Origin of the sequence: Mesorhizobium sp. M2A.F.Ca.ET.067.02.1.1, from assembly GCF_004023285.1 — a bacterium.
Lineage (GTDB): Bacteria > Pseudomonadota > Alphaproteobacteria > Rhizobiales > Rhizobiaceae > Mesorhizobium.
The window spans coordinates 1-7912 of the sequence record NZ_RZSB01000234.1 but is presented as its reverse complement, the minus strand read 5'-3'; the positions used below and the strand labels follow the sequence as shown (position 1 = coordinate 7912).

Genomic DNA, 7912 nt, shown 5'->3' with positions numbered 1-7912 from the left:
TCGCCGGACTGGAGGCGCCGAGCACGGGCCGCGTGCTGCTCGACGGCAAGGCGGTCACAAGGCCGGGACCAGACCGCGGCATGGTGTTCCAATCCTACACGCTGTTTCCCTGGCTGACGGTCGCCGAAAACATCGGTTTCGGCCTGCACGAGCAAGGCCGGCCCGAGCGCGAGCGCAACGAGATCGTCGCCTCCTATATCGATCTCGTCGGCCTGAAAGGCTTCGAGAGCCACTGGCCGAAACAGCTTTCGGGCGGCATGCAACAGCGCACGGCAATTGCGCGGGCGCTGGCCAACGATCCCGAAATCCTGCTGCTCGACGAGCCGTTCGGTGCGCTCGACAACCAGACGCGCGGGTTGATGCAGGAATTGCTGCTCGGCATCTGGGAGCGGCGCAAGAAGACGGTGCTGTTCGTCACCCATGACATCGAAGAGGCGATCTTCATGGCGTCGCGGGTGATCGTGATGAGCGCCCGGCCCGGCCGCATCAAGTCGGACGTGCCAGTCGACCTGCCGCATCCGCGCCACTACACGCTGAAGACCAGCCCGGAATTCTCGGCGCTCAAGGCGCAGCTCACCGAAGACATCCGTATCGAGGCGATGCGGACGGCGCAGGTGTAGTCAGTTCGACACATACTGGATCGGGTCGGGAAAAATGCTTGGCTCGTTCAAGAGACGTTTTAGCCGTGGAAGATCACGGACGGGAGCTTCCAGAGTCGCCATGAACGCAGCCCATTTCTCCGCGTCGAGACCGAAGCTGCGCCGGTCGGCCAGATTGTCGAATTGAGTCGCTCTCGTGGTCATGTGACACCTGATCAAGCCGCCAGCAATTGCTTGCGGTCGACGCGCTCCTGCTGCGGCGAGCGGGCATAGAGTTCGCGGTAGCATTTGGAGAAATGCGAGGCGGAAACGAAGCCGCATGCGACTGCCACTTCGACCACCGGCAGCGACGACTGGATGAGCAGATGCCTGGCGCGGTCGAGCCGGATCTCCAGATAGTAGCGGGCGGGCGACCGGCCCATCTCGGTGCGGAACAGGCGCTCGATCTGCCGGCGCGACAGATCGACATGGTCGGCGATCTCGATCAGCGACAGCGGTTCGGAGAGGTTCGCCTCCATCAACTCGATGATGGTGAGCACCTTGGAATTTTGAACGCCGAGGCGGGCACGCAGCGGCAGGCGCTGGCGATCGGTCGGGCTGCGCACGCGGTCGGTCAGCACCTGCTCGCAGACGCGGTTGACCAGGCTCTCGTCGAAATCATCGCCGATCAGCTTCAGCATCATGTCGAGCGCGGCGGTGCCGCCGGCGCAGGTGTAGACATTCTGGTCGATTTCGAAGAGGTCGGCGAAGACATTGGCTTTGGGGAAGGCCTCGGAGAAGCCCGGAAGGTTTTCCCAATGGATGGCGCAGCGTTTGTTGGACAGCAGGCCCGCGGCGGCCAGGATATGCGCGCCTGTGCACAGGCCGCCCACCGCAACGCCGCGATTATACTCCTCGCGCAGCCAGGCGAAGGCCGATTTGTTGTGATAGCGCTCGACATTGATGCCGCTGCAGACGATCGCCATGTTCGGCCGGTCCGGCCCGGCCATCTTCCTGCGCTCCTCCTCCAGCGACGTGTTAACGGCGCATTCGACGCCGTTCGAGGCGCGAACCGGTTTGCCGTCGATGCTCGCCAGGCGCCAGCTATAGGCCTCGTAGCCGAGCATCCGGTTGGCCGAGCGAAGCGGATCGAGCGCCGTCGCGAAGGCGATCATGGTGAAGTCGGGAACGAGGAAGAATACAAACGATCTCTTGATCGGGTGCTTTACGGCATTCACGGTGAAACCTCACGCAGCCATGACGCGAACAGGATGTCGCGAACAGCATAGCGACAACAGGAAAAACCATTCCTGTCAATCGGGTAGGCGGCTAAGTGAAGATTAAATTTGCGACACGAGTCGCAAATGGGCAATAGGTGCAACCGCAGGGCGTCGCTGCACCGACGACAAGTGGCAATACCGAAATGAAAACGCCGCCACGGCAAGCCGGGCGGCGTTTGAATTCAGCTAATCGGTACTGGATTGTCTCAGGCAACGAAGCCGAGACGAGCAGCGGCCACGGCGCCGGTCTGGCCGGGCATGGTCTTGGCGAGACGCTGACGCTCCAGAGCGGTCGTCAAGTTCATTTCGCGGCGGGCAAACAGGCGGGCAAAGAGCTTCATCATCATCTCCATTTGGTTGCTCAGACGGGTCGCCTTCGCTTGATGGAGTGGGGCAGCTCGTTTTTGCTGGCGCCGATATAGGCTCGCTTCGGCAAAAACTAAATCGCAAAAACGAAGCGCTTGATATGAAAAGCGACACGATATGCGACATTTTTGGGCAATGTGCCCATAATTTCCTATTGTTTACAGTGCTTTACCTGGCCTGTTAACCCGCTATGCGGGTGGTTCATATGCGTCATGCAGCGGCGGCATGGCTGGAAAAGTCGTTTGAATGCAAACAAAAAGGCCTAAAAAACAAAAGGCCTGCCGAGCTGACGCGGCAGGCCTTCAGATCTTTATACACACGTGATTACTTCGCTCCGGCCCAGCTTCCGACACCGTGGCGCAAGCCGGTCTTTACGTCGGCTGCTTCCGGCCAGCCGATATCCTTCTGCAGTTCGATCGGCAGCGCATGGATGGCGCGTTCGGTCTGATAGCGGGCGCGGGCCGCGCTGAAATCGGTCGCAAGCCGACCGATGGACGACAGGATAGACATTTCTTTCTCCTCTATGCGGGCAGGGAGGCGCCCGTCACTGCGTTAAGTCAGGTCTGTTTCAGCTTCATTTCATGTCGATTGCAGGACTGTGTCAGGGTCGTTTCATGGCTGCTTTTGGCAGCATCCTGCATCGATCGAGTTGACTATGCGCCCGGACTGATGTTCAATCAAACGAAATGGAATGATGGATTGCATCAGAAAAATTGAAGGTCGGCTCCCATGAACGCCCCGCTCAATCACCCTTTGCCGCTGCTTGACCTCGATGTGCTGCGCACTTTCGTGGCGATCGCCGAGACCGGCTCCTTCACCACCGCCGCCAACGCGGTGTTCCGAACGCCGTCGGCCGTCTCCATGCAGATCAAGAAGCTGGAGGATATTCTCGGCCGTTCCGTGTTCGCGCGCGATGCGCGTTCGGTGACGCTGACGACGGATGGCGAGATGCTGCTCGGCTATGCCCGCCGGCTTTTGTCGATCAACCGCGAGGTGGTGTCGAAGTTCATCATCCCCGACATTGTCGGCGTGGTGCGGCTTGGCTCCCCGGACGACTATGGCGAGCGCGTGCTGCCGCATGTGCTGAAGCGCTTCGCGCAGTCGCATCCTTCGATCGCCGTCGACGTCACCATCGACCAGAGCATCAATCTGCGCCGGCGCATGGATGACCGCGCGCTCGACATCACGCTGCTCACCAATTCCTACAAGACCAGCGCCGTCGGCGCGGAGGTCCTGCTGACCGAGCCGATCGTGTGGGCAGGCGCCAAGGGCGGCTGCGCGCATCTGCGCGAACCTTTGCCGGTGTCGCTGTGGGAGGAGGGCTGCGCCTGGCGGGCCGGCGCGCTCGAAGCGCTCGGACGCGAGGGCCGCAACTACCGCATCGCTTATATGAGCGCCCACACGGCCGGCCAGCGCGCCGCAATCATGGCCGACCTTGCGGTGGCGCCGCTGCCGAAATCCTTCCTTGGCGACGAGATGGTCTCGCTGGGCGCCAAGGACGGCATGCCCGAGATCGGCACCTACAATCTCGCCATGGTGGTGGCGCCCGACGCCAGCGCGCCGGTGAAGGCTGTCGCCGACCATATCCGCGCGACGTTCGAACTGTTTCGCGAGACCGGCAAGTTCTGACGAACGTGATCGACCGACTTTCGGTGCTCAGCGACCTCGTTGCGTTCGCAAAGCCGATTGAGCGGCTGACCGACATGATTGACGAGCTTGGCTGGTCGGATACGCCGATCGTTGTCCTTAGCGCCGATCACATAGCGAGGACGCTCCGTCGCTTTCTCACGGGGGAGCTAGCCGCGTCCGACGTGGAGGAATGGGCAAATCTGATCGAACTCAGAGACGATATCGGCTACCAGCCCGATCGAAGCGATGAAATCGCCGATGCGATCTTCGTACTCGCAAATCCGGTCATCAACGGAACTCTTGATAGGCCCTGGGCCGACGAGTTGACCGTCTCCCTTTCGGCTTGACTGCGGGCTTCATCCCTCAGGAACGATACGATGCTGTCGCGCGCGCGGCGCGCTTCTGGCATCTCGATCAGCGGCCAGACGTGGAACATGCCCTCCTCGTAGACCACGTCCACCTCCACGCCGGCAGCCCGCGCCCGTTCGGCGAAGATGAGATTGTCTGGTGTCAGCATGTCGCGTGAGCCGGTCAGCAGCAGCGTTTTCGGCAGCAGGGACAAGTCGCCGTAAAGCGGGCTGATGTGCCAGTCTTTGCGGTCGAAACCGGCGCTGTAGAGGCGCACTGCTTCCAGCCCACCCGGAATGCCCAGCCAAGGATCCTGGCGCTCGGCCTCGAAGACTTCAGGATTTGCAAGCGAAACGTCGAGGCCGGGCGAGATCAGCACATGGCGCGACGGCGAGGGCAGGCCGTCCTCGGTCGCCATCATGGTTAGCACGACGGCCATGTTGCCGCCGGCGGAATCGCCCATGAAGACGATGTCTTCGGCCTCGGTGCCTTCGAGCATGCGCCGGTAGACGTCGCCGACCATGCCGAACATGTCGTGGAAATCGTGCTCGGGCGCGATCGGGTAGATCGGCACGGTGATGCCGAAACCGAGACGCTCGGCCATCTCGGCGATCAGCCCCCAGTGGTAGGAGGTGATCTGAAAAACATAGGCGCCGCCATGCAGGTAAAGTATGCGCCGGCGTTCGCCCGCCTTCGGCGCGATCTCATAGACGGGAGAGCCGTCGATCTCGGTCTCGGTTATGTCCAGCCGCGCCTTGAGCAAGGCCGGCGGATGATGGTCCTCGGTCTTGCGGGCATAGGCAATCCAGCGCTGCAGGTTCTCGGGGCTGGAAAACGCCTTCTTGCGGCTGTGCCGCAGGACGAACGAAACGAGGTGGCTTTTCAAACTGGGCATGCGGATACACGGATCTCGGCAGAGCCGACTAAGAGAATTCCTCCCGCTTTTCGAAGATCGTACCGCAGTTAAAAATGTCAAGGATTCACGCTGGCACATCGGCGTGATCCGGTGGTCTACGCAATTACGGAGGGGCTATGGCGAAGTCGCCGAGCCTGTCGCTGCGTGCTTTCCCTGGAATTGCTCAGCGCCGCTTCGGCAGCAGCGCGGCGCGCAGCATGTTGTCGCCCGCCGCCGGAGCCGCATCGCGGCCCCGGCGCTTGCCGAGCAGCTTGCATTTGTCGGCGAAGGTCATCAGCGCGGCGTGCCCAGGAGCAGCTTGTGCAGTGCTGCCTGAGGATCGCTCGGCGGCGAGGCCGGCCAGCCGATATCCTTCTGGACATGCGCCGGCAGATCGTTGAGCGCGCGGATCGCCTTGTTCCTGGCATGAGCCTGCCTGATGGTGACACCGAAGCGGCTGAGATTTCCGAACATTGACATTTTCTTCTCCCTTGAAGACCAGCGGCGGCCGCGAATGATCCCCGGCCGCTATGCGATGGCCGCTAAATGCGTCACGCCTGTATCGGGTCGATTTCGCGAGAACAGAGCTTCGGTTTCCAGATCGGGCGGATCCGGAAACATTTGCATGCAAATGAAGTTCAAGTGTTGGAGGCGGAAAGAAGCCTACGCACGACCCCGCCGCGCCGCGCGCTCCTCGCGTGAGCGCCGGCGCGGGGTGGCGTCGCCTGCGGCGCCGTCCTCGCTCATTGCCTTGCGCGGCGGCAGCTTCACCGCGGCGGCCAGCTTGGGGAAGGGGTCGACCTTGTTCGGCAGCGCCATGGCGTAGACGAAGTGCTCCTGGAACTTCGGTTCCAGCGCCGTCTCGATCTTCTCGATCCTGCTCACCGTCTCTTCGATCTCGCGACGGTAGCCACGGTTCAAGAGCGCCATGCGCGCTCCGGCGCCGGCGGCGTTGCCGACGGCCGAGACCTTGTCGAGGTCGCAGTCCGGGATCAGGCCAAGGACCATGGCGTATTTCGGATCGATGAAGGAGCCGAAGGCGCCGGCGAAATGGATGCGGTCGACATGATCGGTGTGCTGCTTTTCCATCAACAGCTTGGTGCCGGCATAGAGCGCCGCCTTGGCAAGCTGGATGGCGCGGACGTCGTTCTGGGTGATGGTGATCTTCGGCTCGCCTTCCTTCAGCACATAGGAGAAGGTGCGGCCGTTGGCCACGATGCGCGGCGAGCGCATGCTGAGCGATCCATCGACGACGCCGTCCTCCGAAATGATGCCGGACAGATACATCTCGGCGATCACTTCGATGATGCCGGAGCCGCAAATGCCGGTGACGCCGGTCGCCTGCACGCTTTCGGCGAAGCCCGGCTGATCCGACCACAGTTCCGAGCCGATGACGCGGTAGCGCGGCTCCAATGTGTCGGGATCGATGCGGACGCGCTCGATAGCGCCGGGCGCCGCTCGCTGGCCGCCAGAGATTTCCGCGCCCTCGAAGGCCGGGCCGGTGGGGGACGAGGCCGCCACGACGCGGGTCCGGTTGCCCAGCACGATCTCGGCATTGGTGCCGACGTCGACGATCAGCATCATCTCGTCCTGGCGATGCGGGCCTTCCGACAGCGTGACAGCCGCGGCGTCGGCGCCGACATGGCCGGCAATGCAGGGCAGCATGTAGAGGCGGGCGCCCTGGTTGAGCTTCAAGCCAATGTCGGAGGCCTTGATGCGCACCGCGCCCGAGACGGCGAGCGCGAAGGGCGCGCCGCCGAGCTCGGTCGGATCGATGCCGAGGAACAAATGATGCATGATCGGATTGCCGACGAAGACGGAATCCAGGATGTCCGCGCGCTGGACGTTGCCTTCGGCGCACACCTTGTCGACCAGGCTGGAAATGGCCTCGCGCACGGCGACCGTCATGCCCTCGCGGCCGTCCGGGTTCATCATCACATAGGAGACTCGGCTCATCAGATCCTCGCCGAAGCGGATCTGCGGATTGGAGGTGCCGGAGGACGCAGCGACGCGGCCCGACAGCAGCGACACCAGATGCATGGCAATGGTGGTCGAGCCGATGTCGCAGGCAAGGCCGTAGGCCTCGTTCTTCAGGCCCGGCCACAGCGCGATGACGCGAGCGATGTCGCTATCGGCATCCTTGTGGATGGCGGCCGTCGCGGTCCAGTTGCCCTTGCGCAGGATGCCTTGCACCTGCGGCAGAAGGTAGAAGTCGAATTCGAGATTCTTGAGACCCCAGTCTTTCATCAGGGCGATCTTGAGCCGGTCGAGATCGCCGAGCGGCTTGTGCATGTCGGGCTCTTCGATCTCGACATAGCACATGCGGATCGCCGTATCGCGGGCGATCACCCTGGTGTCGGCGTCCTTGCGTATGGTCTGGGCGTTGATGACCGTGTCCTGCGGCACGTCGATGACGAGGTCGCCGAGTATCTGTGCCGAGCAGGAAAGACGGCGCCGCTCGGGCAGGCCGCGCACGCGCTCGTAGCGCTCTTCCTTGGCGCCCTTAGGCGAGATGTGGTCGTTGGACGAGATGATCTTGTGCTTGGCGAAATTGCCTTCCTGCACCTCGATCTGGCAGCGCCCGCAGGTGGCGCGGCCGCCGCACACGCTTTCGACATAGACGCCGAGCTGGCGCGCCGCATCAAGCACCGGCGTGCCGACCGGGAACCGGCCGCGCTTGCCCGACGGCATGAACAGGACGAGCGGATCGGTGATGTTGGGGGGAGGATTCATGCTGGCACGCGTCTCGATGGCAATTGCCGATGCCGTTTAACGGATCGTTCTACTATTGGGCGGAGAGTCCGTTGGTCCAGGGG

At 62.6% G+C, this 7912-nt stretch carries 9 protein-coding genes; 2 read left to right on the top strand and 7 right to left on the bottom strand.

Annotation, left to right across the window (positions count from 1 at the left end):
* Positions 1-620 (top strand): ABC transporter ATP-binding protein (locus EOA28_RS17270; protein ID WP_148670743.1); only part of this gene is annotated, 620 nt, incomplete at its 5' end.
* Here the strand turns inward: EOA28_RS17270 and EOA28_RS40935 are convergent.
* The 4 genes from EOA28_RS40935 to EOA28_RS17250 all read right to left on the bottom strand — a co-directional run bounded on the left by EOA28_RS40935 (position 621) and on the right by EOA28_RS17250 (position 2734).
* Positions 621-803 carry a DUF1778 domain-containing protein gene (locus EOA28_RS40935; protein WP_281059011.1) on the bottom strand — a complete coding sequence of 61 codons (183 nt, stop codon included), beginning with the start codon at positions 801-803 and terminating at the stop codon, positions 621-623.
* A gap of 11 nt (positions 804-814) precedes the next feature.
* Positions 815-1753 (bottom strand): GlxA family transcriptional regulator, encoded by a 939-nt coding sequence (locus EOA28_RS17260; protein ID WP_348526999.1) that lies wholly within the window; start codon positions 1751-1753, stop codon positions 815-817.
* A 311-nt stretch (positions 1754-2064) separates the two neighbouring features.
* A complete protein-coding gene (locus EOA28_RS40930; protein ID WP_108702985.1) occupies positions 2065-2199 on the bottom strand; it encodes a hypothetical protein in 135 nt (44 codons plus the stop codon).
* A gap of 349 nt (positions 2200-2548) precedes the next feature.
* The gene (locus EOA28_RS17250; RefSeq protein ID WP_127252972.1) at positions 2549-2734 is read right to left on the bottom strand and encodes a hypothetical protein; all 186 of its coding nucleotides are present in this window, start codon (positions 2732-2734) and stop codon (positions 2549-2551) included.
* Between the two features lie 219 nt (positions 2735-2953).
* On the opposite strand from EOA28_RS17250, the gene EOA28_RS17245 reads away from it, so the two are divergent.
* Positions 2954-3853, top strand: coding sequence for a LysR substrate-binding domain-containing protein (locus tag EOA28_RS17245; RefSeq protein ID WP_042645025.1), 900 nt, complete (start codon positions 2954-2956; stop codon positions 3851-3853).
* Between the two features lie 226 nt (positions 3854-4079).
* On the opposite strand, the gene EOA28_RS17240 is transcribed toward EOA28_RS17245, so the two are convergent.
* The 3 genes from EOA28_RS17240 to EOA28_RS17230 form a co-directional block, all read right to left on the bottom strand.
* A complete protein-coding gene (locus EOA28_RS17240) occupies positions 4080-5096 on the bottom strand; it encodes an alpha/beta hydrolase (RefSeq protein WP_128315083.1) in 1017 nt (338 codons plus the stop codon).
* Positions 5097-5390: 294 nt separating this feature from the next.
* Positions 5391-5576 carry a hypothetical protein gene (locus tag EOA28_RS38885; RefSeq protein ID WP_040982459.1) on the bottom strand — a complete coding sequence of 62 codons (186 nt, stop codon included), beginning with the start codon at positions 5574-5576 and terminating at the stop codon, positions 5391-5393.
* Positions 5577-5759: 183 nt separating this feature from the next.
* Positions 5760-7829 carry an ASKHA domain-containing protein gene (locus EOA28_RS17230; RefSeq protein ID WP_127252974.1) on the bottom strand — a complete coding sequence of 690 codons (2070 nt, stop codon included), beginning with the start codon at positions 7827-7829 and terminating at the stop codon, positions 5760-5762.
* Positions 7830-7912: the final 83 nt, after the last annotated feature.